The sequence below is a fragment of the Streptomyces sp. NPDC054842 genome (genome assembly GCF_053611025.1).
Window position 1 is genome coordinate 13,846 of record NZ_JBSGZN010000007.1, and the last position, 26,618, is coordinate 40,463.

A 26,618-nucleotide genomic window follows, 5' to 3' on the forward strand; every position below is an offset into this window, starting at 1 on the left:
CACGGCAACTGACTGAAATGAACGAGGAGCAGCATGGCAACGGGGGGATGGGGACCGGGCAACGGCCCCGGGCAGCCGGGCGGCAACGGGCCGGGCGGCCAGGGCGGTTGGGGTGCTCCCTACGGCCCGCCGCAGGCGGGCGCCTATGGTCCGCCACCACCTAATCCGGTCCCGTACCCGAACCAGCCTCCGTACCCCTACGGCCGCCGGCCCACGAGACCCGCCGCCCGGCGTTCCCGAGGCTGCCTGTCGTACGTCTCACTCTTCGGGCTGGTCGCCGCGATCCTGCGCTCCGCGCACCACGTCGCCACCAGGCTCTTCGCGCAGGAGGGTGAAGACCGGATCGTGGACCGCGTCGTCGACCGCGTCCAACTGGCACGCACGATGCTCGGTGCGGCCGCCACCATCGCCCTGGTCCTCGCCTACAACGTGGACCGCAACCGCTGGGAGGACGCGGCCTGGGGCGGCGTCGCCAACCTCATCGCCGCTCCGTTCGTGCTGCTGATCGCCGGGCCCTTGGTCATTCTCGGTTTCATCTACTACGCGCCCCCGCACCTGCGACCGGGTCTGCGCTCTCGGCTGCGGGCTCCGCTCAAGGCGGTCGGCTGGTACGTGCTGACGTTGGTCGTCATCGGCGGGGTCCTCGTTCTCACGGCGCAAATCGACGCCCGCGACGGAAAGAGCTGGTGGGAATACGTACTGGCCGTCGCAGCGCTCGTCGTCATCGTGTGGGGTTTCCCCTTCTTCTTCCTGGCGTCGCTGTACTCGGCCCGCAGTGCCTTCAACAGCGCTCAGGTGCACCCGATGCTGCCGCCCGTCCTCACCCTGGCCCTGGTGTGGGTGTTCGCGGTCTTCAACCTGATCGGCGACGGTATGCCGGGGGGCCCACCCGTCGTCCAGTTCTGCTCCATGCTGGGCGGACCGCTGTCCGTAACGGCCGTCTCGCTGTGGGAAGTGCGCCGGATGAAGACCCGCTTCGGCGTCACCCTGCGCGCATGATCCGGCACCCTGGAACGGCAGAGGCGATCATTGGCATGTGCGGCCGATGCCCGGTGCCTGACGAGCCCGTGTCAAGGGAGCGAGAGGGGTCCCTTTAGAGTCCTGTGCATGGACATGCGCAGGATCGTTGCGGTGCTGGCCGAGGACGCCGAGCGGCAAATCCGGGACCAGGTATGGAAATTGGCACCGAGCGACCGCGCACTGGCTCGTGAGGCGGAGTCCGGGCTGCGTGACGCTGTCGGCTCCCCTGACGTCCAGAAGGCCTTACCGCGCATCGAGCGGCTGGCACGGTTGCGGGAGACGCTCGCAGTTCTGGCCATAGCCCTGGCGCGCACTCACGGGCATCTGGCCTGGTTTCTCTCCGGCGCTCTCAACGCGCTGGAGCCGGTCCTGCGCTGGCGTGCCCTGCCGGCCGAGCACGGCGCCACCTTCGGCACCGTTCCGGCGAGCCCTGAGGAGTACACGGAGGCGGAGGATGCCGTCCGCCGGCTCCAGGAAGCCCTGGCCCGGATCACCGCCGAAGTGATAGACCTCGGCAGCGTTCACCCGGATCAGCGGGCAGACGGCGCCTGACCCCTCGCCTGTACGACCGCGCCGGGTCAGTGATTCCCGAACTGCCCCGGTGCCGGGCCAAGATGGTCCTGCTCCGGCACCGTTGTCCGCTTTCGGGATGCCCGCAAGGTCTGTGACCGCGTTGAAGCGTCCGCGATCAGCGCCCGCCCAGCCGGCTCTGTACACGTTCCTTCCCGGAGTTCGCCTCACCGGCCTCGATGAGCTGCGGACCCGTGGCGTCCTGGTGGTGCGTGTCGTAACCCTCATCATCAATGCCTCGCCGTCTCCTTGGAGCCGACGAGGGAACAGGGGAGGGGCCTCAGGCTGAAAAGGCAACAACGTAATCAACTATGAGGTCCTGGGGCCGAGATCACCGGCCGGTCCGACTGAGGTCGAGTGTCGGTGCCGTCCCTGCGAGACGCGCGCTGCCGGTCAGCGGCGGGCGCGATGGGGTCTGCGGCGGGGCGGGCGTCGGTGGGGGCGGGTGAGGGTGATCTGGCGGACGAGTTGATGGAAGCACGTCAGGGCAGTGATAGGCGGCAGGCCACCCGCTGCCATGCCGGTCAGCGTCTTGTCGGCCTGATTGACGCACAAGGCGACCGCGAGGACTGAAAAAAGTACGACCACGAGCCAGGAGTGTGTCGCACGGCGCCGGTGGAGCGCCGCGCGCAGGACGGAAAGCGAGGCGACGAACCAAGGTCCGAACACCAGTAGCGGCCAACAACGCGCGAGGCCCCCCGCCACGGTGGGAGCGGCCACATGGCGCAGTGGGTCATACGAGACGAGGGCGCCGAACACACTGACCATGGCGACGATGAGTGCCGTGAGCGCTGCCAGGCTGATACTGGCCACCCTCAGCCACGGCCATCCCTTTGGTGGATGAACCCGGCGCAGGCGTGGTCTGCGGTGATCATGGGATCCCGACCGGGGGTGGGGCACGGCGGTCTGGATGGTCTGTGGTTCCTCGACGGGGGTGCGCAAGACCTCCGCGAGTTCGTCTTCCAGGCTCAGCGCGTGTTCGAAGACGATCGGGTCCAGCGGGCCGTTCGACGCGCGCGGGGAGAACGCTTCCTGTCCAGGGCTGTAGAGGTCCTGCATGTTCACCAGATTTTCGGGATGCGCCGCAGGGGGCCCCGACTCGGTGGGATACAGAGGCCCGTAGGACGAGTCACGATAGGGATCGAAAACTCCGCGCCGGTCATACATTGCGGTAAAGCTCCCGCCCGGCGCCCTGCGCCTGAGCCGAATTGCGGTCCTGGACTGCGGGTGGCGACGTCAGATGGGACACGGTGCCACGCGAGGGGCAGGTCACCGGTGCCCCCGTACCGCGCCCGCCTGCGGGAGCTGCCCGGCTTCGAAAGTCCGCCTGCAGACGGTCGAGTCTGTGCAGAAATTCTTCCAGCACGTCGGCGAAGTACGTGAGGCCATGCGCCGCGGCCTCGTGTGCGAAGGCCGGGCTCGGGAGTCCTGCGGGGCGCTCTTCCGGTAGAGCCGACGGGGCCCCGGGGCGCAGCGAACGGATCTGCCCCGGGCGCGTGCCCGCTGCTCCAGGGAAGTCCTTTGGTGATGTCACACGGCCTCAACGAGTGCCGCACCCACACCGATGTCCGGCAGTCGAGTGAGCGGCGACAAAGGAGAGTGGAGCAACGGTCACCCGATTGACCGTGATCATAAAAACTTCCATCGGCATATGCGGCTGCCTGGTCCGTCCGAGGGCGGCGGAACTGTGGACCGCATACACCCGGGCCGGTGCGGGTCACGGCGCACTCGCCCGTACACCGTCAACTGCATGAATCGAAAGGGGCCATTGCACCTTCAGTGGCTTCCCGGGGAACTGGCCGTGCCGCTCCGTAGCGGGACGACCGAGGTGCTGCCGCCTTTTGGTCACACGAGGTGATCAGCCGGTAATGGCGCCGTCAGCGTGACTTGCGACCGCGATCGCAACCGAAGAAGGGTGAAGGGGACTCTGCACCACTAATTCCAGAAGTGACGCCGGTAAGGAGACAAAGTTGATCTCTTGTCATCATGAGAGCCTCGGTTCCTGCGTCTTTGTCGACGCTGGCGAAACGTCCAATGACAGCGTATGGCCGGCTCCCGCCCACGTGGAAAGCGACTACTTCCTGCCACCGCCCAACCCCGCTCATCGCCTCCCCTGCACCCTGAGTCCGTGCGACGAGCGCCGCCTGGCTCTTCAGGCGGCACTCACCGCCGCAGGCATTCCGCCTGCGCCCGATGACGGTGCCGTCCTCGATCAGCTCAGCGCTCTGCCCGCACACATCACCACGGCCCTCCAGCGCTGGCTTCACCATCGCGCCTGGTAAAGCGGGGCAGGGGGACGCGTTCCTCCGGTCGGCCGGAGGAACGCGGTCGAGGGAACACCTCTCCGCAGGTGGCATGTCAACGCGCCGCATGTCGCTCAGACGTTCAGCGAACCTGCTGTCGCGGTACACCTGCCGAGACCGGCGAACAGGGAATTATCGTCTCTTCGGAGTGAATTTGATCGACCGCGATCGCTGCGATCGAACAGTCGGTCTTTTACGCCACGGTTCGCCACCCTTCCCGCCGTATCGCAAAGGCCATGAGCATAGTCCAAGGCGTCTGAGCTGCGTTATCGCAGGCATCAGCCGTTCGAAGGTACACGTATTCGATCGATTAGTTGCGAAAGTGTCGTGGATGATTCCTATGTGGAGTCCCTTGTGGATGCAAAGTGTCGAATGGCTTGCTGCGGCGGCCTCTTCCCCCAGGGCATGCAAGCAACAATGGGAGTGCGATCCCGGGACCGCGCTCTTGGAAGCCGGCCGGCTCTGGAACGTCCTCAGCGCACCCGAACATGTCGGTCTGCTTGCCCTGGAAGCGCTCTGGCGCGACCAGGCGCCGCCACCTGGCCCGACCCTGGTGGACCACAGAGCGGGCAGGATGGGCTTCTTCCTGCCGCCCGACAACACCGACGACTGGTTCGGAGCAGGACTGCGCTACGCCCGAGCCGGGTGCTGGGTGGCTGTCCCGCCCCCCTATCGGGACGCGGGACACCGCAAGTGGATCATCCCGCCCGACGGCAGGGGCACTCTGTACTCTCCTTGCCAACTGGCGGCGGCCCTCCGGGCGGCCGCTGCCGCGCACGTGCTGTGGCAGACCGCACTGGGGACGAGCGTGCCCTCACTTCCCCGAGACCGACTGGCGCGTTGAGTGACGAAGCCGACGTCCAACACCACGGACCGTGCCCATCCGAAGGTGTCTGCCCGGACGGAGATCAAGAAGATGCCCGCCGCGATGTGTCGGAGAATGTCCACCGACATCGTCTCCGCCGAAGCGGCTGCTGCCCCCAGCATGCGGGCAACAACGCATGCGCCCTGGTGACCGGGGCACCAGGCGGCGGTGAGCTGGAGGGACTGCTGCTCGGGTCGGTCGGCTTTGCCGTGGCGGCCCGCGCGCACTGTCCGGTGGCGGTCGCTCCACGGTCGGTGTGACCGTTGTCTTGGCCCGCCTCGGAGAGGAGCAGCCATGACCGTCCAGCCCCACGAGGTCGTCGGAGTGAACCGAGCCTGCGGTCCGGAGGCGCGAAGGTCCGAGTGCGGCGCCGACATCCTCGTGCACGACCTCGCAAGGCTGCTTCAGGAGGGAGTGCGGCGGTGACGTCCTGGACCTGGGAGTACAACGGTTACGAGCCCGCCGGTGAGCGTCTGAGGGAGTCCCTGTGCACCCTGGGCAACGGCTACCTCGCCACCCGCGGCACGCTCCCCGAGTGCACGGCGGACGACGTGCACTACCCGGGCACTTACGCGGCCGGCTGCTACAACCGGCTGACCTCGGAGGTGGCGGGACGCCGGGTCGAGAACGAGGACATGGTCAACCTGCCGAACTGGCTGTCGTTGCGCTTCCGCCTCCCGGGACAGGAGTGGATCACGCCGTACACCGCGCAGGTGCTCGAACACCGGCACGTCCTGCATCTGTCCTGTGGGCTGCTGGAGCGCAGGACGCGGTTCGGACTCGGCGCGGGGCGGGTGCTGACCGTACGGCAGCAGCGGCTGGTACACATGGCCGACCCGCATGTGGCCGCTCTGCGTACGGAGTTCACCTCTGATGGCCTCACGGGTGAACTGGAGGTCGAGGCCGCGCTCGACGGGAGCGTGACCAACGCGGGGGTGCCCCGCTACCAGGACCTGGACGGTCGGCATCTCACCCACGTGCACACGGGCAGCGTCGCCCCCGACACCGTGTGGCTGCGCTGCCGTACCCGCACCTCCGACATCCGTATCGCAATGGCGGCCCGACTGACCACGAACGAGCCGGTGTCAGACGCCCTCGAGCCCTCGCGCGCCGTCCAGCGGACGCGCCTGCAGCTGGCGCCTGGCCGAACTGTCAAGGTCGACAAAACGGTCGCTGTGCACACCTCGCACGACCCTGCGATCAGCGACCCACTGCGCGCCGCCAACGACCGCGTCGTCGCGGCGCCCGGATTCGACGAGCTGCTGGAGACACACCTCACGGCGTGGGACCAGCTGTGGCGGCGAGCCGACCTCGACGTGCCCGGGGAGGCCGGCCGCATCCTCCGCCTGCACCTCTTCCACGTCCTGCAGACCCTCTCCCCGCACACGGCGGACCTCGACGTGGGAGTCCCGGCCCGGGGACTGCACGGTGAGGCATACCGCGGGCACGTCTTCTGGGACGAGCTGTTCGTCCTGCCCTACCTCAATCTGCACTTCCCCGAAGTGTCGCGCGCCCTGCTGCGCTACCGCCACCGCCGCCTGGACCAGGCCCGTTCCTCGGCCCGCGCCATGGGCCGGCGCGGTGCCCTGTACCCGTGGCAGAGCGGCAGCGACGGCCGTGAGGAGACACAGAAGCTTCATCTCAACCCCCGTTCGGGGCGCTGGCTTCCGGACCACTCCAGGCTCCAGCACCACGTCGGATCGGCGATCGCGTACAACGTCTGGCAGTACTGCGAAGCGAGCGGCGACGCCGAGTTCCTGCACACCAAGGGCGCCGAAATGCTCCTGCAGATCGCCCGTTTCTGGGCTGAATCCGCCACCTGGGACGACCACCTGGGGCGCCACCGCATCAAGGGCGTAGTCGGCCCGGACGAATACCACGACGCCTACCCGGACAGGCCGGAGCCCGGCCTCGACGACAACGCGTACACCAACGTCGCCGCCGCCTGGGTCCTCAGCCGCGCCCTGGAACTTCTGCGTATCCTGCCCGAACCCCGGCGGCGTGAACTCGCCGAGCGCACCGGCCTGGACGGCGTGGAACTCGAACAGTGGGAGGACGTCTCCCGCACCCTGCACGTGCCCTTCCACGAGGGCGTCATCAGCCAGTTCGAGGGTTACGGCGACCTCGCCGAACTCGACTGGGACGGCTACCGCGAACGGTACGGCGACATCCGCCGCCTGGACCGGCTCCTGGAGGCGGAGGGCGACAGCGTCAACCGGTACCAGGCGTCGAAACAGGCCGACGTCCTGATGCTCGGCTACCTCTTCTCACCGGCCGAACTGCGCTCCCTCTTCGGGCGGTTGGGTTACTCAGTGGACGAGGAGACGTGGCATCGCACGGTCGACTACTACCTGCGCCGCACCAGCCATGGCTCCACTCTCAGCGGCCTGGTCCACGGCTGGATCCTGGCCCGGGCGCGCCGCGCGGATGCGTGGACGTACTGCCAGGAGGCTCTGCGCGGGGACATCGCCGACCTGCAGGGAGGCACTACCGGGGAGGGCATTCACCTGGGTGCCATGGCCGGCACCCTCGATCTTGTCCAGCGTGGCCTGACCGGACTGGAGACCCGCTCCGGCGCCCTGTGGCTCGACCCGGTGCCGGTGCCCGAACTGTCGTCGTACGGATTCTCCCTCCGCTATCAGGGGCACTGGGGCGTCCGGCTGCGCCTGGAGCACAGCTGCCTGGAAATCCAGGTCCCCGCGTCCGACCGCTCACCGATCGACATCCGGCTGCCGGACCGCGCGGTCAGTGTGGAGCCGGGCGAGATCTGCCGACTGGTTCTTCCGGACTGACTGGAGACGGACACCGTCCGCGCCTGCCGAAAGCCGGCAGACGGCGAAGCGGAGAGCCGGGTGCCGGGACGGTCGGCTGCCGACCCAAGGACCAGTGGCCCCTGCTGTCACCGTCTGACGGGACCAAGACTTGAAGCGGCCTGAAGGAGGTTTCCATGACCCGCACCATCACCGTTGGACTGGACGGCTCGCCGGCGAGCCTGGCTGCTGCGGACTGGGCCGCCCACGAGGCACAGCTCAGGGACCTGCCCCTGAGGCTTGTGACCGCGTGGGAGTGGCAAGCCCCCGCCTTCGCACCGGCGACCGGACTCGGTGTGCCGACGCCACCGAGTGACCTCCAGCGGGCATCCGCGCAGCACCTGCTGGCCCAAGCGCAGTCCCGCGTGGGCGCAGTCCGTCCCGGGCTGCGGATCGACACGGACGAAATCCCCGGTCTGCCCGTCCCGGCGCTGCTGAAGGCCGCCGAGGACGCCGAGCTGCTGGTTCTCGGCTCCCGCGGACTGAGCAAGGCGGCGGGATTCCTGCTCGGCTCCATCTCCCATGCCGTCCTGGCCTCGTGCGAGCGGCCCGTCGTCCTCGTGCGTGCCGCCGAGCACGGCGAGGAGGAGGCACCGGCGGAGGCGTGGGCACCCGAAGCCGCCGCCGTCACCGGCCACCGTGACGTCGTCCTGGGCCTCGACCTGCACAAGCCCGACGACGCGGTGATCGACTTCGCGTTCGACGCCGCCTCACGCCGCGCCGCACCCCTACGGATCATCCACGGCTGGACATTGCCGCCCTACTACTACGGCGGCGCGCTCATGCCCGACCTGAACGACGGCATCATCAAGCAGGTACGGAGCGAGCTGTCCGACGTCCTGAAACCGTGGCGGGAGAGGTACCCCGCCGTGGAGATCCACGCCCAGGCCGCGATCGGCGGTGCCGGACGCCACCTGGTCGACGCCTCCTACGACGCCGCTCTCGTGGTGGTGGGCCGGCAGAGCCGTCGGGGCGCGGTCGGCGCTCACATCGGTCCGGTGACCCAGGCGCTGCTGCATCACGCCGCCGCTCCCGTGGCGGTGATCTCACGCGATTGACCGAGAAGGGAGCCCAGGACAGCGAACGCCCTCAACCGTGACGTCCCTACCGCTGTAGCAGTGCCTCGCAGGGCGACGAAGGATGCGCGCCGGTCCCGGCACGCCAAGAAGTTCCTCGACCGGTACATGACGGCGCTGCCCTGCCGACCCCGCACCTGAACGGCTGCAAGATCGTCGCCCCGACGGTGCCGGCCGGGCTGCAGGAGGCCGAACGTGGCGCCATGCCGGGGGGATGGGGCCATTCCCCGATCCACGTCACCGGCGACGACCCGATGACTGCTCCGCCCTCGTGCCCGGTTGGACCAACGAACCGGCGGCCATCGACCGCCCCGGTGGGCTCCTCGCCGGGCTGGGCATCCCCTTCCCGCTGCACGGCGTGCCCACGCCGGATCCGTATCTGACGGAGCGAGTGCGGCTCAGTAAGCGGAGGCCGGCCAAGTGCAGGCCACGGCCACGATGACGCTCACGTCCAACAGCACACCGACACTCAGCCATGGGTCGAACCAGATCCCCTTGAGAATGAGCCCACTTGCGGCACCGACCAGAGCTGCGGTGGGCCACCAATTGCTGCCCACGAACGCCCCGGCACCGGAGATCGTGTAGACGACGGCCGTGTACCAGGCGACCGCCAGGGCGATGGCCCTGGCCGGCGCGGGAGAGACGTGCGTGGCGGCCAGGGCCCACGAGTGTCCGGGGTCGAACGGGGACGGCCGGTCGGGTTGCCGCGGCGCGGTCCAGACACCCAGGTGCAGCAGACCGTGCACGACCAGGAACGTGCCCACCAGGAAGGGGATCACGGCAGCACCTCCGGTTCGTGCGGTTCCGTGCCTCCCATGTCGAGCCGGAACGGTGGATACGAGTCCGTCATCAGGGCGACGTAGGCGGCGACGCGCAGCACCCACCGATTGAGGCCGAGGATCAGGTCGAACAGGCTCCGGGGGTACTTCTGGGTCGAGGCCACGGCCACGGCGGCGATCACGGCCAGGACGGCGATGAGCCCGCCGTTCCACCAGCCGAGGTGCCAGCCGCCGAGGAAGAAGCCGAGGACGATGTAGTGGGGGATGGCCAGCAACCACCACTTCACCAGCACCAGGCCGCGGGAGAGGTGTTCGGGGTAGTCGATCTCCAGCCGGGCCGGGTAACCGGGTTCCTCACCCAGGCTGAAGGGCGGGTAGCGGTCGGTTGCCAAGGCGCCGTACGAGTAGTAGGCGACGCGCCAGGTCCAGCGCAGGACCCCGAGGCTGAAGTCGAACAGGGGGCGTGGGTAGCGCCCGGTGAACAGGACGGCGAAGAACGCGATCACGCTCACCACGGTGAAGGCGATCCAGAGAAAGAACAGCACCACGTAGTGGGGGATGGCCAGCACCCATTTCACCAGCCACAGCCACCGGGACAGCTGCGCATCCAGCACCGCGCTCACCCGGACCGGGCGCTGTGGTGTTCCTGCCAGGGTTGTCATGGTGATCAACTCCTCCGGGCCCGTAGCGACAGCCGCTGAGTCGGGCCCATGACCAGCGTGGCCGCTGTCGGGGCGCCTCGGCAGGGGCCGTCCGGGGACCGTGTGAGGGCCGTCTGTCCTGTCCCGGGGAGCCGCGACGGGCAGATCGGCGCCCTCCTGTTCGCGGATGCCGGTACCGTTCGACCGGGCCTACTCGCGGGTCGCCTCGGCCGTTCCGAAGTAGGCCGCCCGCATGAGTTCCTGCATGTCGTCGAGCATCGGCATGCGAGGGTTGGCCGGCGCGCACTGGTCCTCGTAGGAGTTGAGGGCCTGCTGGGGCAGGGTGTCGAGGAAGGCGCGCTCGTCGACGCCGAGGGCCCGGAACGTCGGCTCGATACCGACGGCGTCGCGCAGTCGCTCGACGGCCGCGGCGAGGGACTGCACGCCCTCGGCCGCAGTGGCCGCGGGCAGTCCGAGGGTGCGGGCGATGTCCTGGAAGCGTTCGGGGGCACGGTAGTCCTCGTATTTGGGCCAGCCGGTCAGCTTCGTCGGAACGGTGCCGTTGTAGCGGATGACATGCGGCAGCAGGACCGCGTTGGTGCGACCGTGCGCGATGTGGAACGTGGCGCCGAGGGTGTGCGACATGGCGTGGACGATGCCGAGGAAGGCGTTGCCGAAGGCCATGCCCGCGATGGTGCCGGCGTTGTGCATCTTCTCCCGGGCCTCCGCGGCGTCCGCACGGTTGTTCACAGCCGCCTCGAGATGGCCGAAGACCAGGCGGATGGCGTGCAGGGCGAGGCCGTCGGTGAAGTCGTTGGCGTAGACGGACACGTACGCCTCGATGGCGTGAGTGAGGGCGTCGAACCCGCTGTCGGCGGCGAGCGCCGGGGGCAGGGCGGTGGTGAGAAGGGGGTCGATGATCGCGACGCTGGGAGTGAGTGCGTAGTCGGCCAGCGGGTACTTCTTACCGGTGGCCGGGTCGGAGATCACGGCGAACGGGGTGACCTCGGCGCCGGTGCCGGAGGTGGTGGGCACGCACACCAGGCGGGCCTGTTTGCCGAGGGTGGGGAAGCGGAAAGCGCGCTTGCGGATGTCGGAGAACTTCTGCCGCATGTCGGCGAAGTCGATGCCGGGCTGCTCGTACAGCAGCCACATGACCTTGGCGGCGTCCATGGGGGAGCCACCGCCGAGCGCGATGATCGTGTCCGGGCGGAAGTCCCGCATCAGGTCGGCGCCGTGCTGGACGGAGTCGATGCTGGGTTCGGGCTGGACGTTGTCGATGATCTGGAGGGTGACCGGTTCGCGGCGCTGTTGCAGGACGCGGCTGATCCGGTCGACGAACCCGAGGCGGGTCATGGTGGTGTCGGTGACGATGGTGACGCGGTGGACGTCCGGCATGGAGGTCAGGTAGCGGATGGCCTGCGGCTCGAAGTAGATCTTGGGTGGGACCTTGAACCACTGCAGGTTGTTGCGGCGGTTGGAGACTCGCTTGATGTTGAGGAGCTGGGCGGCGGAGACGTTGTTCGACACCGACGTGCTGCCCCAGGAGCCGCAGCCCAGCGTGAGGGAGGGCAGCAGGCCGTTGTAGATGCCCCCGATGGCGCCTTGCGAGGACGGGGAGTTGACGATGATCCGCACGGTCTTCATCCGCATGCCGTATGCCTGCGCCACAGCGGGCTCCTCGGTGTGGATGACGGCGCTGTGACCCTGGCCGTGGAAAGCGACCATGTCGGCCGCCAGGTCGAATCCGCGGCGCTCGTCCTCGGCGCGCAGTACGGCGAGGACCGGGCAGAGCTTCTCGCGGGTCAGCGGCTCGTCCGGGCCGACCCGTCCGGCTTCGACCAGGATGATTGAAGTGCCCGCCGGCACCGGGAACCCGGCCTGCTCGGCGATCCACGCCGGGCTCTGTCCGACGGCGGCCGCGTTGACCTTGGGTTCGCAGCCGGCGCCCGAACCGCCGGTGGCGGGGAACAGGAAGGCCTCCAGCTTCGCCTTCTCCTGCGGGGTGGCGAGATGGGCGTGGAGGGTGCGGAACTCGGTGATCGCCGCGTCGTAGATCTCCGTGTCCAGGATGACGGCCTGTTCGGAGGCGCAGATCATGCCGTTGTCGAAGGACTTGGACAGCACCAGGTCGTTGACGGCCCGGCGCAGCTTGGCGCTGCGGTGGACGTAGGCCGGGACGTTGCCGGCGCCGACCCCGAGGGCGGGCTTGCCGGCCGAGTAGGCGGCTTTGACCATGGCGTTGCCGCCGGTGGCGAGGATCAGCGAGACGCCCGCGTGACGCATGAGCGTGCGGGTGGCCTCGACGGACGGGGCCTCGATCCATTGCACGCAGTGCTCCGGTGCTCCGGCGGCGATGGCCGCGTCCCGCACGACGCGGGCCGCTTCGGAGCTGCACCGCTGGGCGGAGGGGTGGAACGCGAAGATCACCGGATTGCGGGTCTTCAGCGCCATCAGCGCCTTGAAAATCGTGGTCGAGGTCGGGTTGGTGACGGGGGTGACCGCGGCCACCACTCCCACCGGTTCGGCGATCTCGATGATGTCCTCGATGTCGTCCCGGCCGATGACCCCGACGGTCTTCATGTGGCCCATGCTGTGCGTGACGTGCTCGCACGCGAACATGTTCTTGGCGGCCTTGTCCTCAAAGACCCCTCGTCCGGTCTCCTCGACCGCCAGGCGGGCCAGCGCGGTGTGCTGGTCCAGGGCGGCGACCGACGCCTTCTTGACGATGTGGTCGACCTGTTCCTGGGAGAGGGTCTCGTAGTCGGCGAGTGCCTTGAGGCCGGCCGTGACCAGACGGTCCACGGCGACGGCGGTGTCGGACGGGGCGTCGGTCTCGACGCGGTCCTTGGTCCGCACGTCCTGTCGGGTCATGGTGGTGTGCCTCCGTTGTCAGGGACCGCCGTGCTGACGAGGCGGCTCGGGACGGCAGGGGCACCGCAGGGGAGCGGCGCCTTGCCCTGACTTCACTGTCCGGCGGAACCCGGCGGTGTGGCAGGCGCCGAAGGGCCCCCCTCGCGTCCGTTGGGCCCGGCTCGGCAGGGACCGTCGGCCGCGGCCCGGTCGAGCCGCGGCACGGCAGCGCCCGCTGCTGCGCTCACGGGCTCCCGGTCCGGTGGGACGGGGTGGGTGCCTCGCAGTCGTCGGTTCGGAAGCGCAGCTGGTTCACCACGCCGACCACGCCGTCGAGGCGCCAGACGGCATGCACGAGCTCCGGCACCTGGCTACGGGCTTCCACCCTGCCGTCGAGGGTGACGACGCCGTCGCGGACGGAGACGCGGACGGCGTCGGCCCGCAGGTGCAGTTCGGTGACGACGATCTCCTCGGTCACCTGGCGGCGGATGTCGTCATCCGCGCGCAGGAAGACCCGGAGCAGGTCGCGGCGGGTGGCGATGCCGATGAGGCGGTCGGCCTCGTCGACCACGGGCAGCCGTTCGACGCCGCGGCGTTCCATGAGCCGGGCGGCGTCCGGCACGGTTTGCTCGGGGTGCACGGTGATGGCGGGGCTCGACATCAGGTCGCCCGCCGTCACGGCGGGCGGGGCGGGACCGTCCCGGTGTGCCTGGACGCGTACCAGGTCGCTGCCGGACAGGACGCCGAGGACCTTGTCGTCGGCGTCGACCACCGGCAGTCCGCTGATCCGGTGCTGGTCGAGCAACCGCACGACCTCCCTGAACGGCGTCGTCCGGCGGGCCTGAACGACCTCCCTGGTCATTACCTCGCCGACGATGTGAGCGGTCACGGCGGATCTCCTTCACGAGCGCGTGCGGGGGAGGGCCGGAGCCGGGGCCGGCTCTCGGGCCCCCGCCAGGTCGGGCGGGGCGCCCCCTTCGGCGCCTACTTCTGCGGGCCGCCGCGCCACGGGGGTGGCGCGGCCGTCCGGCGGGTGGTGTCGCCTCGGTGGGCGACGCGTTCAATGGCCGAGCGCAGCCGGTCGTGGAGCCGGTCGGCGAGTTCGCGGGCGTTCGCCTCGCGGGCGTGGATGACGACGGCGTCCCTGCCGACCCGGATGTCGCTGCGGGCGGACCAGGGCAGTTCGACGTGGTGGGCCGATGCCCGCTGTACGCGTACCTCACCGCTCACGGGCGGCAGGCCGGGGCGGTCGATGGCGGCTGCGACCTTCTCGCGGAGGTAGGCGAGAGATTCCTCGTCCACCTCACCGTCGGCGCGTACCCGCACGGTGGTGGTGTCACGGCCATCGTTGTCCTTGGCAGTCATGTGCTCCACTTCCTGTGATCGTTGTGTCCCCTCAAGACTGCTGCGTTCCCCGGTCCCGTCCCAGGGGCTGACAGCCCTGGGGAAGGAGCGGTCGGTCCCTGGCCTGAGGGCCAAGCGGCCCCGCCCGTCTCACCTGCTGTCGCTGCCTTCGGTCTCCTCCAGCGCCGCCCGCCCCGCCTCCAGGCGCGCCACCGGTACCCGGAACGGCGAGCAGGAGACGTAGTCCAGTCCGGCGGTGTGGAAGAAGTGCACCGAGTCGGGGTCGCCGCCGTGCTCGCCGCACACACCGATCTTGAGGTCCGGGCGGGTGGCGCGGCCCTCGGTGACGGCCAGGCTCACCAGCCGGCCGACCCCCTCGCGGTCGAGCGTCTCGAAGGGTGACGTGGAGAAGACGCCTTTGTCGAGGTAGGCGGAGAAGAACTCCGCCTCGACGTCGTCGCGGGAGAAGCCCCAGGTCGTCTGCGTCAGATCGTTGGTGCCGAAGGAGAAGAACTCCGCTTCCCCGGCGATGCGGCCCGCCGTCAGGGCGGCCCTGGGCAGCTCGATCATGGTGCCGACGGGGCAGTCGACCGTGACCCCCGCTTCCCGGGAGACCTCGCCCAGCACCTGCTGCACCTCCTCGCGGACGAGGCGCAGCTCACGGACGTCACCGACGAGCGGCACCATGATCTCCGCCTTGGGCGTCCCACCGGCCAGCAGGCGCTCGGCCACGGCCTCACCGATCGCCCGGACCTGCATGGCGACCAGACCGGGCACGACCAGTCCCAGGCGTACACCGCGCAGCCCGAGCATCGGGTTCTCCTCGTGCATGCGGTTCACGGCGCGAAGCAACTCGACGTCGTGCGCGCCCGGATCCTCGCCACGGGCCTGAGCGGAGGCGATCCGCACCGCCAGTTCGGTGTGGTCGGGCAGGAACTCGTGCAACGGCGGGTCCAGCAGCCGGATGGTGGCCGGCAGCCCGTCCATGGCCTCCAGGATGCCGACGAAGTCTCGCCGCTGAAGGGGCAGGAGGTCCGCCAGGGCGCGCTCGCGCTCGGCGTCCGTGCCGGCCAGGATCATCTGCTCGACCAGCTTGCGGCGCTCGCCGAGGAACATGTGCTCGGTGCGGCACAGGCCGATGCCCTGCGCTCCGAACCGGCGGGCCCGTTGAGCGTCCTCGGGGGTGTCGGCGTTGGCCCGCACCTCCAGGCGCCGCACGGCGTCAGCGCGGGACAGAGCCCGGGCCACCGCGTCGACCACGCCCTGCGTGCCACCATCGCCCCGGCCGTCCTGCAGATATTGGATCACCGCCGAGTCCACCAGCGGCACCGAACCCGCGTACACCGCTCCGGCGGAGCCGTCCACCGACACGACGGTGCCCTCCTCGACCACGGTGCCGTCCGATGCGGTGAAGCGCCGGGTCTCGGTGTCCACGGTGAGTTCCTCGGCGCCGCACACGCAGACCTTTCCCATGCCGCGGGCGACGACGGCCGCGTGGCTGGTCTTGCCACCCCGGCTGGTGAGGACCGCCTGTGCGGCGATCATGCCGGGCAGGTCGTCGGGGGTGGTCTCCTGGCGGACGAGGACGACCTTCTCGCCGGCCGCGGCGCGGCGTACGGCCTGGGCGGAGTCGAAGACCACGGCTCCGACCGCCGCACCGGGAGAGGCCGGGACACCGTGGGCCAGCGCGGTACCGGTCGTGGAGGTGTCGAAGCGCGGGAACATCAGCCGGGCCAGATTCTCGCCGCTCACCCGGGCCAGCGCCTCGTCCGGGGTGATGAGCCCCTCGTCGGCCAGCTCGGCGGCGAGAACGAAGGCGGCCTCGGCGGTGCGCTTGCCGACGCGGGTCTGGAGCATCCACAGGGTGCCGCGTTCGATGGTGAACTCGATGTCGCACATGTCCCGGTAGTGGCGTTCCAGGGTGCGCATGTGCGTGCACAGTGCGTCGTAGGACGTGGCGTCCAGGCGTTGCAGCTCGGCCAGCGGCACGGTGTTGCGGATGCCGGCGACGACGTCCTCGCCCTGCGCGTCGGGAAGGTAGTCACCGTACAGACCGACGCGGCCGGTGGCCGGGTCCCGGGTGAAGGCGACACCGCTGCCGGAGTCGGCCCCGAGGTTGCCGAACACCATGCGCTGCACGTTGACGGCGGTGCCGAGATCGTCGGCGATGTGCTCACGCCGGCGGTACAGGCGGGCGCGTTCGCCGTTCCAGGATTCGAAGACGGCCAGGACCGCCCGGCGCAGCTGCTCGGCGGGGGACTGCGGGAAGTACTCGCCCGTCTCCAGGCGGATCAGGGTCTTGTACGTCTCGACCAGCTCGGCCAGGTGGGATGCCGTCAGGTGCACGTCGTCCTGCACGCCGCGCAGGTCCTTGAGGAGGACGAGGGACCGCTCGAAACGGGAGGAGTCGACGCCCATGACCGTGCTGCCGAACATCTGGACGAGGCGGCGGTAGGAGTCCCAGGCGAAGCGTTCGCTGCCGGAAACCTTCGCCAGCCCGAGGACGGACTCGTCGTTCAGACCGATGTCGAGGATCGTCTCCATCATGCCGGGCATGGAGAACTTCGCGCCGGAGCGGACGGACAGCAGCAGCGGGTTTTCCGGCTGTCCCAGCGAACGGCCGGCGGAGGCTTCGAGAGCCGACAGGCGTGCGGAGACCTCCTCCCACAGGCCCGCGGGCTCGCTGCCCGTCTCCAAAAAGGCGCGGCACGCCTCGGTGGTGAGGGTGAATCCCGGCGGCACGGGAAGCCCGAGCCGGGTCATCTCCGCCAGGTTCGATCCCTTGCCTCCGAGGAGATCGGCCATGTCACGGCCGCCCTCGGTGAAGTCGTACACGTAACGGACCATGACGCTGCGCTCCTCAAGCGTTGGGGCGTGATGATTCCAGCGTCGGACGGCGGAGGGCTCCACGCGAGGTGCCGGCCGTCCCGCGGAAGGGACCGATCGGCCCGCATTCCCTCCCGGATTCCAGAGGGACCATCGGCGCCCTGCCGGGGGCTGTACGGCCTGTGGACCACCGGCAGGGCCGGGACGAGGCTCGATGTCATCGCACTGCAGAAACCGGTGAGGGGACACGCCATGCCGCACGACATCGTGGTGGGGATCGACGGATCGACCGAAGGACTTGCCGCGGCGCACTGGGCGGCCCAGGAGGCTCAGCGCCGAGGAACCGGACTCGGCATGATCCACGTCTGGCGCCGCCACCCCCGCCCCGCGCCCTACGTTCCCATGGGCAGCACCGAGCGCGAGTGGGCCGCGCAGCTCCTGCGCGAGGCCGTACACAGCGTCCGTGCCGCCCACCCGGGACTACGGATCACCGAACGACTCGTGTGCGACGCCACGGTGGCCGCCCTGCTCAAGGCCGAGGCCGACGCCGACCTGCTGGTCCTGGGGTCCCGTGGCCTCGGAGCCCTGGGCGGCTTCCTCACCGGCTCGGTGTCCCAGCGCGTCATCGGCCGGTCCACCCGCCCGGTCGTCATGGTCCGCGCGGGACGGTCCGCCGCCGACGAGCACCTGCCGGCCACGGACGGCGTCGCCCCGGAGGAAATACCGCGAACGCCCTACCGCCATGTGGTCCTCGGGCTGCAGACGGACCGTCCTTGCGACGAACTGATCGAGTTCGCCTTCGACGCCGCCCGCCGGCGCGGCACCGGCCTGCGAGCAGTCCGCGCTCTGCGGCCCGCTCGCAGGCCCGACCCCGTTCCGTCCGTGCCCCTGGTGTCCGCCGCCCCCGAAGGGCCGCCTCCCGCCCCGTGGCCACAGGCCCAGGCCCTGGCGGACGAAGAGCGCACCGTGACGGCGGTGCTGCGCCCCTGGCGGGAGAAGTACCCGGCCGTCTCCGTGACCGAGACGGTCACCGAGGGACGCGCCGCGGTGGTCCTGGTGAAGGCCGCCCAGGGCGCGGGCCTGCTGGTGGTGGGCCGCCGCGGCATCGATCACCAGGCCGGTGTCTTCACGGGGCCGGTCACGCACGCCGTCCTGCACCACGTCGGATGTCCCGTCGCCGTGGTCCCGCACGACTGACACCACGGCGGCAGGCCGGGACTGAAGGTCCCGGGCCGATCAGGGCCGCACGGGACCGCCCGGTGCCCTGTCCGGCACTCCTCTCCGCGAACCCGCACGACCAGCATCGGAAGTGACAAGACCGTACGACGAGAGGACCTGTGATGACCGCGACGGTGACAGCCGGCCCCCGGACCACCGACGCCTGGCGGCAGTTCGCCGGGGACGGCTGGCGTGAAGGCATCGAGGTGCGTGACTTCATCCAGGCCAACTACACGCCCTACGCGGGCGACGCCTCCTTCCTGACCGGACCCACGGACCGCACCCGCGCGGTGTGGGAGAAGGTCAGCGCACTCTTCCCGGAGGAGCGGCGCAGGGGCGTCCTCGACGTGGACGCCGCCACCCCCTCCACCATCACCTCGCACGCCCCCGGCTACATCGATCGCGACCGCGAACTGATCGTCGGCCTGCAGACCGACGCCCCGCTCAGGCGCGCGATCATGCCCAACGGCGGTCTGCGCATGGTGGAGAACGGACTGAAGGCGTACGGCTACACGGCTGACCCGTTCGTGACGAAGGTGTTCGACACCTACCGCAAGACCCACAACGCGGGTGTCTTCGACGCCTACACGCCCGCCATGCGAGCCGCCCGCAAGGTCGGCATCATCACCGGCCTGCCCGACGCCTACGGCCGGGGCCGGATCATCGGCGACTACCGGCGCGTCGCCCTCTACGGCACCGACCGGCTGATCGAGGCCAAACGCGCCGAGCGCGCCCTGTTGGACACCCGCCCGTCCACCGCCGACGTCATCCGCGACCGCGAGGAACTGGCCGAGCAGATCAGGGCGCTGGGCGAGCTGGCCGAGATGGCCGCGTCCTACGGCTGCGACGTCACCCGGCCGGCGGCCACCGCCCGCGAAGCCGTCCAGTGGCTCTACCTCGGCTTCCTCGCCGCGGTGAAGGAGCAGAACGGCGCGGCCATGTCCCTGGGCCGCACCTCCACCTTCCTGGACGTCTTCCTCCAGCGCGACCTCGATGAGGGACTCCTCGACGAGACCCGTGCCCAGGAGCTGATCGACGACTTCGTCATCAAGCTCCGCATCGTGCGCTTCCTGCGCACCCCCGAGTACGACGCCCTCTTCTCCGGCGACCCGACCTGGGTGACGGAGTCCATCGGCGGCGTCGGCTCCGACGGCCGCCCGCTGGTCACCCGCACCTCCTTCCGCTTCCTGCAGACCCTCTACAACCTCGGCCCCGCCCCGGAACCCAACCTGAGCGTCCTGTGGTCGCCCCGGCTCCCGGCCGGCTTCAAGACGTTCTGCGCCCAGGTGTCCATCGACACCAGCGCCGTCCAGTACGAGTCCGACGACCTGATGCGCCCGCGCACCGGCGACGACACCGCCATCGCCTGCTGCGTCTCCGCGATGGCGGTGGGCCGGCAGATGCAGTTCTTCGGAGCCCGTGTCAACCTCGCCAAGGCGCTCCTTTACGCCGTCAACGGCGGCCGGGACGAGATGACCGGCGACCAGATCACCCCGAAGATGCCCCCGCTGACCGGCGAGTACCTGGATTATGACGAACTGTCGGCCGCCTACGACCGCATGCTGGACTGGCTGGCCCAGACCTATGTCGACGCGCTCAACGTCATCCACTACATGCACGACAAGTACGCCTACGAGCGCATCGAGATGGCTCTCCACGACCACCCGGTGCACCGATTCATGGCCTGCGGCGTCGCCGGACTGTCGGTCGCCGTGGACAGCCTCTCCGCCGTCAAGCACGCCCGGGTGAAGGTCGTCCGCGACGCGACCGGACTGGCCTGGGACTTCCGCACCGAGGGCGACTTCCCGGCATACGGCAACAACGACGACCGTGCCGACGCCCTCGCCGTCGAGCTGGTGGAGTCGTTCATGGCGAAGGTGCGCGAGCACCCCACCTACCGCGACGCCGAGCACACCCAGTCCGTACTGACCATCACCTCCAACGTCGTGTACGGCAAGCACACCGGCAACACCCCCGACGGCCGCCGCGCCGGCCGGCCCTTCGCCCCCGGCGCCAACCCGATGAACGGCCGCGACAAGCACGGCGTGGCTGCCTCCGCCCTCTCGGTGGCCAAGCTGCCCTACGGAGCGGCACGCGACGGCATCTCCCTGACCACCACCATCACCCCCGAAGGACTCGGCCACGTCCCCGAGGAGCGGGCCGGTCACCTGGTCGGCATCCTCGACGCCTACATGGCCGCGGGCGGCTTCCACATGAACGTCAACGTGCTGGACCGCGCCGTGCTGGAGGACGCGATGGAGCACCCGCAGAAATACCCCGAGCTGACGATCCGGGTCTCCGGCTACGCCGTGAACTTCGTCCGCCTGACCCGCGAGCAGCAGCTCGACGTGATCAGCCGCACCTTCCACGGATCGCTGTGACCACCATGCCCCCGACCATGGCACCGGGATCGGTCACCGGTCGCATCCACTCCTGGGACCTGTCCACCGGCGTGGACGGCCCCGGGACCCGGTTCGTCCTCTTCACCAGCGGCTGCCCCCTGCGGTGCCTCTACTGCGCCAACCCCGACACCTGGCACATGCGCGACGGCCGGGAGGCCACCGTCGACGAGGTGATGGCTGAGATCGACAAGTACCAGGGCTTCCTCACCACGGCAGGCGGGGGCGTGACCCTCACCGGCGGCGAGCCCCTGCTCCAGCCGGCGTTCACCGCAGCGGTCCTGCGCCGCTGCAAGGAGGCCGGCCTGCACACCGCCCTGGACACCTCCGGATTCCTCGGCGCCCGCGCCACCGACGAGCTCCTGGCCGATACCGACCTGGTGCTGCTGGACATCAAGTCCTTCGACGTCACGACCTACCGGAAGCTGACCGGCGGCGCCCTCGCCCCCACCCTGAACTTCGCCACGCGTCTCGACCGGCTGGGCCAGCGCGTGTGGATCCGGTACGTCCTGGTGCCCGGCTGGACCGACGATCCGGAAGCCGTCGACGGGCTCGCCGAATTCCTCTCCGGCCTCGACTGCGTGGAACGGGTGGACATTCTGCCGTTCCACAAGCTCGGCGCCGCCAAGTACGACGCCTTGGGCGTCCCCTTCCCGCTGCGTGACGCACCGGTCCCCGACACGGCGCTGGTGGACCGGGTACGGAGGCAGTTCCGCGAACAAGGCCTCATGGCCCACTGAACAGGGCGAAACGAGGGCCGACCGGCCCTGGACCTCGGCCGTTCCGAGTAGAAAGGATGGCGACACAGACCGAGGCATCGCGAGGAGCATGTGATGGCGCACAGCGAGCAGGGCGACCGCGCGAAAGGCCCGATCAGGGTTTTCCTCCTGGACGACCACGAAGTGGTGCGGCGCGGGGTGCACGACCTGCTGGACGACGAAGCGGACATCACCGTGGTCGGCGAAGCAGCGACGGTGGAACAAGCGTTGGTCCGGGTCCCCGCCCTGCGCCCTGACGTGGCCGTCCTCGACGTGCGTCTGCCCGACGGCGACGGCGTGAGCGTCTGCCGCGAGCTGCGGTCACAGATGCCGGATCTGGCCTGCCTGATGCTGACCTCCTTCGACGACGAGGAGGCACTGCTGGACTCGATCATGGCGGGGGCGGCCGGATACGTCCTGAAGCAGATCAAGGGTTCGGACCTCGTCTCAGCCGTGCGTGCGGTGGCGGGCGGCCAGTCGCTGTTGGATGCCAGCGCCACGGCCAAGCTGATGGCCCGGCTGCGAGGCGGCGGACAGCAGGCGGCCGAGGAGCCGGAGATGCTGCCCGGTCTCACCGACCGGGAACGCGAGATCCTGGAACTGATCGGCGAGGGGCTCACCAACCGGCAGATCGGTCAGCGGCTCTACCTGGCCGAGAAGACGGTCAAGAACCACATCTCGCGGCTGCTCGCCAAGCTCGGCGTGGAACGCCGTATCCAGGCCGCCGTCATCGCCACCCAGGCACGGGACCGGATGCGCCCCCAAGGCCAATAGCGGGATGGGCCCGCCGATCGGCCCGCACCCGCTCCTGGCAGGGGACCGAAGGTCCTCACAGTCCACCCCCGCCCGGCCCATACCCGCACGGACGCCCGGGCGGCAGGCTGAGAGCAATCCCGGAAGACCGCCGGGCAGCGCCGCACCAAGGGGAGGACGAAAGACATGACCGTGCGAGTGGGCATCAACGGCTTCGGCCGCATCGGCCGCAACTACCTGCGCTGCGTCCTGGAACGCACCGGAGCCGCGCCGGCGCCGTTGGAGGTGGTGGCAGTGAACGACGTCACCTCCCCGGCGGCGCTCGCGCACCTGCTGACCTACGACTCGACGTACGGGCGGCTGAACCGTCCCGTCGAGCACGACGAGAACTCGCTGACCGTGGACGGGCACCGCATCGCCGTGACCAACGAGCGCGACCCGGCCGCGCTGGCCTGGGGAGACCTCGGCGTGGACGTGGTGATCGAGTCCACGGGCCGCTTCCGCACCCGCGAGCAGGCCGGCCTGCATCTGGCGGCCGGCGCGCGCAAAGTGCTCCTGTCCGTGCCCGGCAAGGACGTCGACGCCACGATCGTCATGGGCGTCAACGAAGAGACGTACGACCCGGAGCACCACCACGTGATCTCCAACGCCTCGTGCACCACCAACTGCGTAGCGCCCATGGTCAAGGTCCTCGACGACCACTTCGGCCTCGTCAAAGGACTGATGACGACGATTCACGGCTACACCAACGACCAGGTGGTCCTCGACGGACCCCACAAGGACCTGCGCCGGGGCCGCTCGGCGGCGGTCAACATCATCCCCACCACGACCGGCGCCGCCCGCGCCGTCGGCCTGGTGCTGCCGGAACTGGCGGGCACGCTGGACGGCAGCGCCGTCCGCGTCCCGGTCGAGGACGGCTCGCTGACCGACCTGACCGTGGTCCTCGAGCGGTCAGTGACCGCCGAGGAGATCAACGCCGCCTACCGCGAGGCCGCCGCGGGACCGCTGAAGGACGTTCTGCGGGTGTCCGACGCCCCGATCGTCTCCCGTGACGTGGTCGGCGACCCTGCCTCCTGCGTCCTGGACGCCCTCCTCACCCAGACCCACGGCGACCTGGTCAAGGTCTTCGGCTGGTACGACAACGAATGGGGCTACACCAACCGCCTGCTCGACCTCACCTCCTACGTCGCGGCCCGACTGCAACAGAGCTGACAGTTCCGGCCAGTTGGTCCCGCGGCGACGCTGATCGTTTATCGTCTCCCTGTTCGAGCCGCTACCGTGGCAGGCGCACAGGACGGCTGCCGGCAGGCGGTGAGGCGTTGGAGGAGCAGCGGTGGAGAACGCCGAGCGGGCCCGCGAGGCACTCGTACGCCTGCCACAGTTGCGGCTGGACGAGCTGCTGGAAGAACTGCAGGCCCGGCTCGACGCGGCGCGCGGCACCCGGGACCGGGTGCACAGCCTCCTGGAAGCCGTGCTGTCGGTCGGCCGCGAGCTCGATCTGGAGCAGGCGCTGCGCAGCATCGTCGAGGCCGCGGCGGCCCTGGTCGACGCGCAGTACGCGGCGCTCGGGGTGATCGGCCCGGACGGCAGGCGACTGTCGGCCTTCCACACGGTGGGCATCGACGCAGAGCAGATCGCACGCATCGGTCCGTACCCGGAGGGCCACGGCATCCTGGGCGAGTTGATCCGCCACCCCGAGCCGCTGCGTCTGGCCAAACTCTCCGATCACCCCGCTTCCTACGGGTTCCCGGCCCACCACCCGCCGATGAACACCTTCCTCGGCGTTCCGATCCGGGTGCGCGACCACATCTTCGGCCATCTGTACCTGACGGAGAAGCGCGGCGGGCAGCAGTTCGACGAGGACGACGAATCAGTGCTGGCCACGCTGGCCGTGGCGGCCGGTGTGGCCATCGACAACGCCCGCCTCTACGAGGAGTCCCGGCTGCGCGAGCGCTGGCTCCAGGTGAACGCGGAGATCACCCACACGCTGATGTCCGGCGCGGATCAGGGCGGGGTGCTGCCCCTGATCGCCGAACGTGCCAGGGAGATCACCGCTTCCGCCCTGAGCGCGGTGGCCCTGCCGGTGGACGGAACCGACACGCTTGCCGTGGAACTCGCCATAGGCCAGGGCGCCGAGGCATGGCGCGGCATCGTAATGCCCAAGGAGGGAACCCTCATCGGGCAGGCGTTCGTTCAGCGCGCACCGGCCTGCAGCCCGGACATGTCATCCGACTCCCGGGTCTCGGCCGGCCCACCGCGCTTCGAGGGGCTCGGACCGGCCGTCGCCGTGCCGATCGGCACGGGCGAGGAGGCCCGCGGTGTGGTGCTGCTCGTCCGGCACTCGGGCGGCCAAGAGTTCTCCGAGAAGGAGACCGAGCCGCTGCAGGTCTTCGCCGCGCAGGCCGCCGTCGCCATGGAACTGGCGAAACGACGCGAGGACTCCGAACAGATCACCCTGCTGGAGGACCGCGACCGCATCGCACGCGACCTGCACGACCTGGCCATCCAACGGCTCTTCGCCACCGGCATGACCCTGCAGAGCGCCGGTCGCCGCGTCCAGGACTCCATGGCCTCCGAGCGGATCATGCGGGCCGTGGACGACCTCGACGAGACCATCAAAATCATCAGGTCGACGATCTTCGGTCTGCGCTTTCGCGGCGACGAGACGGCGCCCGGCCTGCGCTCCCGCGCGGTGCGCGCGATCGGCGAGGCCGCTCCGCTCCTGGGCTTCGCTCCCAGCGTCCGCATGGAGGGGCTGCTCGACACACACGTGCCCGGTCGGATCGCCGACCACATCACGGCTGTCCTCACCGAGTCCTTGACCAACGTCGCCCGGCACGCCGCCGCCGACCGCACGGACGTCGAGCTGGAGACGGACGGCAAGCAGGTCCGCCTGACGGTCACGGACAACGGCGTCGGTATCCCGGACGCAGGCCGCCGCAGCGGTCTGACCAACATGGCCGAGCGAGCGCAGAAGCTCGGCGGCGGCATGGAGCTGGAAAGTCCCGGCGGAAAGGGGACACGACTGGTCTGGCACGCGCCGCTGGCTCAATCGCTCGTCGACTGAATCGAGCGGCACGTGATCAGTCGTCGCCCTCCACCGCCTCCTCCGCCGGGCGGCGCGGCGAGGCAGGTCCTTCCGGGCCGTAGCCGAGCCGGATCACCATCTGCGTGTGCTCGCGAGGGCCGTCGACCGGGAGACCGTCGAGGGTCCGGCGCAGATCGGGCCACTCCATGGCCTGGTGGAGAAGTGACGCGCGCACTCCGCGCCGGGTGGCCAGCAGAAGTACGCGTTCCAGGGCCTGGCCGGCTCGCAGCCAGTCCGTCCGCCGGTCGTGTGCCGTGGCAAGCAGCGCGAGGTTCGGATGCGTCTCAAACGCGCGGGCAGGCAGCATCTCCGGGCGCCGGTGTGCCGCGAAGTCCCGCATGGGCATGCGCTCCAGCGCGTCCTGCGGCCCCAGAGCCGCTGACGGAAGGCCCAGCGCCTGTGAGTGCGGGCCACTGACCAGCCGCCGGCTCTCGGCTGCGCGGTCGGCATCCGCTCGGTTGCGCCACTCCGCCTCCCGCGTGGCGCGCAACACCTGGTCAGTCTCGTTGCGCCCGGGGAACCGCAGCATCGCACCCTCCAGGTGGGCGGCCTCGGTCAGCTCGGCGAGCAGGTCCGACGGCAGAGGTCGCCCGGAGAAGGGGAAGCGACTGCTGTGCCTGCGCCACACCGCCTCGTACAAGCCGGTTGACGGTGCACCGCGCACCGATTCGGCGAGCCGGACCGTGGCGAGCAGAGCGGGACGGTCCGGGCACGGGAGGAGTCGTGTCACCGGCTCCCAGCCGAGCTGGGCGGCGGCGACGCGCAGATTGAGGACCGCGCAGCCCACTGACAGATGAACGGCACGGCCCACCGGGTCGGTATGGCACAACGCCCGGTCCGCGGCGGCGTGGATGCGTACCGTCCGGGTGTCGGTATCGAGCCGGAAGCGCCAGGGCTGGCTGTTGTGCAGGGACGGTGCGGCCACGGCCGCCGCGACCAACCGCTCCAGGGCCGGGGCGTCGAGGGTCGTCGAGCTCATGGGGACTCCTTCCCGCCCACGTTCGAGGCCGGCTGGGCTGGTGAGTGAACCCTTCCCAGCCTTGGCCCCCGCCGGCGCCCGCGTAAGGGGCCGTACGGGCACCACCCGGCACCGCTCGGCCTTCTCGTCCGGTGGCGGCCGCAGGTCTTCGTGCTGTGGGGCTGTTGAGCCCTTGCACGCGGACCTTGAGCGCGCCGGGTGCGGGCTTGTGGAAGGTGAGTGAGCCCCCGTCGGCCTGCCGACAGGGACTGTCGGCCCGATCCCGGGACCACAGGCCCCTGCCCCCCGGGGCCGCCCGAAAGAGACGCTGATAACAGAGCGAATGACACAGGAGGT

20 protein-coding genes are annotated in these 26,618 nt (G+C 69.9%); 12 read left to right on the top strand and 8 right to left on the bottom strand.

Annotation, left to right across the window (positions count from 1 at the left end; translation table 11 throughout):
* The first annotated feature begins 33 nt into the window (after positions 1–33).
* Both ACWGIS_RS07535 and ACWGIS_RS07540 read left to right on the top strand, forming a co-directional pair.
* Positions 34–999: a hypothetical protein gene (locus tag ACWGIS_RS07535; protein ID WP_453361452.1), complete on the top strand. Its 966-nt coding sequence runs from the start codon at positions 34–36 to the stop codon at positions 997–999.
* Between the two features lie 108 nt (positions 1,000–1,107).
* On the top strand, positions 1,108–1,572 hold the full coding sequence (locus ACWGIS_RS07540) for a hypothetical protein (RefSeq protein WP_453361453.1): 465 nt from the start codon (positions 1,108–1,110) through the stop codon (positions 1,570–1,572).
* Positions 1,573–1,983: 411 nt separating this feature from the next.
* On the opposite strand, the gene ACWGIS_RS07545 is transcribed toward ACWGIS_RS07540, so the two are convergent.
* The gene (locus ACWGIS_RS07545) at positions 1,984–2,649 is read right to left on the bottom strand and encodes a DUF2637 domain-containing protein (protein WP_453361454.1); all 666 of its coding nucleotides are present in this window, start codon (positions 2,647–2,649) and stop codon (positions 1,984–1,986) included.
* A 1,661-nt stretch (positions 2,650–4,310) separates the two neighbouring features.
* Between ACWGIS_RS07545 and ACWGIS_RS07550 the strand changes: the two genes are divergently transcribed.
* From ACWGIS_RS07550 to ACWGIS_RS07565, 4 genes are all read left to right on the top strand, one after another.
* Positions 4,311–5,018 (top strand): universal stress protein, encoded by a 708-nt coding sequence (locus ACWGIS_RS07550; protein WP_453361601.1) that lies wholly within the window; start codon positions 4,311–4,313, stop codon positions 5,016–5,018.
* A 162-nt stretch (positions 5,019–5,180) separates the two neighbouring features.
* On the top strand, positions 5,181–7,550 hold the full coding sequence (locus ACWGIS_RS07555; RefSeq protein ID WP_453361455.1) for a glycoside hydrolase family 65 protein: 2,370 nt from the start codon (positions 5,181–5,183) through the stop codon (positions 7,548–7,550).
* 155 nt (positions 7,551–7,705) lie between these two features.
* Positions 7,706–8,626 (top strand): universal stress protein, encoded by a 921-nt coding sequence (locus ACWGIS_RS07560; protein WP_453361456.1) that lies wholly within the window; start codon positions 7,706–7,708, stop codon positions 8,624–8,626.
* Between the two features lie 170 nt (positions 8,627–8,796).
* Positions 8,797–9,027 carry a hypothetical protein gene (locus tag ACWGIS_RS07565; protein ID WP_453361602.1) on the top strand — a complete coding sequence of 77 codons (231 nt, stop codon included), beginning with the start codon at positions 8,797–8,799 and terminating at the stop codon, positions 9,025–9,027.
* Positions 9,028–9,042: 15 nt separating this feature from the next.
* On the opposite strand, the gene ACWGIS_RS07570 is transcribed toward ACWGIS_RS07565, so the two are convergent.
* The 6 genes from ACWGIS_RS07570 to ppdK form a co-directional block, all read right to left on the bottom strand.
* The gene (locus tag ACWGIS_RS07570) at positions 9,043–9,423 is read right to left on the bottom strand and encodes a hypothetical protein (RefSeq protein WP_453361457.1); all 381 of its coding nucleotides are present in this window, start codon (positions 9,421–9,423) and stop codon (positions 9,043–9,045) included.
* Positions 9,420–10,085 carry a DUF4389 domain-containing protein gene (locus tag ACWGIS_RS07575; protein ID WP_453361458.1) on the bottom strand — a complete coding sequence of 222 codons (666 nt, stop codon included), beginning with the start codon at positions 10,083–10,085 and terminating at the stop codon, positions 9,420–9,422. Before ACWGIS_RS07575 ends, ACWGIS_RS07570 begins: the two co-directional genes overlap by 4 nt.
* A gap of 189 nt (positions 10,086–10,274) precedes the next feature.
* Positions 10,275–12,938 carry a bifunctional acetaldehyde-CoA/alcohol dehydrogenase gene (gene adhE / locus ACWGIS_RS07580; RefSeq protein ID WP_453361459.1) on the bottom strand — a complete coding sequence of 888 codons (2,664 nt, stop codon included), beginning with the start codon at positions 12,936–12,938 and terminating at the stop codon, positions 10,275–10,277.
* Between the two features lie 223 nt (positions 12,939–13,161).
* Entirely contained in the window at positions 13,162–13,779 is a 618-nt protein-coding gene (locus tag ACWGIS_RS07585) for a CBS domain-containing protein (RefSeq protein ID WP_453361603.1), read from the bottom strand.
* 122 nt (positions 13,780–13,901) lie between these two features.
* Positions 13,902–14,282, bottom strand: coding sequence for a hypothetical protein (locus ACWGIS_RS07590; protein ID WP_453361460.1), 381 nt, complete (start codon positions 14,280–14,282; stop codon positions 13,902–13,904).
* A gap of 129 nt (positions 14,283–14,411) precedes the next feature.
* The gene (ppdK, locus tag ACWGIS_RS07595; RefSeq protein WP_453361461.1) at positions 14,412–17,108 is read right to left on the bottom strand and encodes a pyruvate, phosphate dikinase; all 2,697 of its coding nucleotides are present in this window, start codon (positions 17,106–17,108) and stop codon (positions 14,412–14,414) included.
* A gap of 231 nt (positions 17,109–17,339) precedes the next feature.
* On the opposite strand from ppdK, the gene ACWGIS_RS07600 reads away from it, so the two are divergent.
* The 6 genes from ACWGIS_RS07600 (at position 17,340) to ACWGIS_RS07625 (ending at position 25,282) form a co-directional block, all read left to right on the top strand.
* Positions 17,340–18,284, top strand: coding sequence for a universal stress protein (locus ACWGIS_RS07600; RefSeq protein ID WP_453361462.1), 945 nt, complete (start codon positions 17,340–17,342; stop codon positions 18,282–18,284).
* 143 nt (positions 18,285–18,427) lie between these two features.
* Complete coding sequence (gene pflB / locus ACWGIS_RS07605) at positions 18,428–20,686, top strand: formate C-acetyltransferase (protein WP_453361463.1); 2,259 nt, start codon at positions 18,428–18,430, stop codon at positions 20,684–20,686.
* Between the two features lie 17 nt (positions 20,687–20,703).
* Positions 20,704–21,444, top strand: coding sequence for a pyruvate formate-lyase-activating protein (gene pflA / locus ACWGIS_RS07610; RefSeq protein WP_453361464.1), 741 nt, complete (start codon positions 20,704–20,706; stop codon positions 21,442–21,444).
* A 93-nt stretch (positions 21,445–21,537) separates the two neighbouring features.
* Positions 21,538–22,236, top strand: a complete 699-nt coding sequence (locus ACWGIS_RS07615) for a response regulator (RefSeq protein ID WP_453361465.1) — start codon at positions 21,538–21,540, stop codon at positions 22,234–22,236.
* A 165-nt stretch (positions 22,237–22,401) separates the two neighbouring features.
* Positions 22,402–23,427, top strand: coding sequence for a type I glyceraldehyde-3-phosphate dehydrogenase (gap, locus tag ACWGIS_RS07620; RefSeq protein ID WP_453361466.1), 1,026 nt, complete (start codon positions 22,402–22,404; stop codon positions 23,425–23,427).
* Positions 23,428–23,548: 121 nt separating this feature from the next.
* A complete protein-coding gene (locus tag ACWGIS_RS07625; protein WP_453361467.1) occupies positions 23,549–25,282 on the top strand; it encodes a sensor histidine kinase in 1,734 nt (577 codons plus the stop codon).
* A gap of 16 nt (positions 25,283–25,298) precedes the next feature.
* Here the strand turns inward: ACWGIS_RS07625 and ACWGIS_RS07630 are convergent, their stop codons facing one another.
* On the bottom strand, positions 25,299–26,282 hold the full coding sequence (locus ACWGIS_RS07630) for an Acg family FMN-binding oxidoreductase (RefSeq protein ID WP_453361468.1): 984 nt from the start codon (positions 26,280–26,282) through the stop codon (positions 25,299–25,301).
* Positions 26,283–26,618 lie beyond the last annotated feature (336 nt).